This is a genomic window from Pseudomonas sp. Ma2-10 (assembly GCF_054330215.1).
Genome location: NZ_JBTEYL010000087.1, coordinates 1 through 495 on the forward strand (window position 1 = coordinate 1; position 495 = coordinate 495).

The following is a 495-nucleotide window of genomic DNA, read 5'->3' on the forward strand; positions in this document are numbered from 1 at the left end:
CAAGTCGCGGCCCTGACCCACGACATTGTCTGGATGGAAAACGCCGAAGTGAACGGCGAGCAAGTGCTGGTGCCAGTGCTGTACCTGGCCAACGCCAACAACCGCCTGGCCGCCAATGGCGCCCTGATCCAGGGCAGCGACGTGACCCTGATCGCCGGCAAGGACCTGAACAACGCCGGCACCTTGCGCGCCTCCAACAACCTGTCGGCCACCGCCACCAACGATCTGGTCAACAGCGGTCTGGTGGAAGCCGGCAATCGCCTCGACCTGCTGGCCACCAACAACATCGTCAACAAAGCCGGCGGCATCATCGCCGGCCGTGATATCTCGCTGACCGCGACTCAGGGCGACGTGATCAACGAACGCCCCGTCACCACTCACCAAAGCAGCAGCGGTTACCGCACCGAGCAGACCGACTTCGTCGACAACGCCGCCCGAATCGAAGCGGCCAACAACCTGACCCTCAAGGCCGGGCGCGACATCAACAACGTCGGC

The 495-nt window shown here is 63.8% G+C and carries 1 pseudogene; it reads left to right on the forward strand.

The window, feature by feature from the left end:
• Window positions 1-495, forward strand: a pseudogene (locus ACXPVS_RS27420) (DUF637 domain-containing protein); the annotation flags it as partial.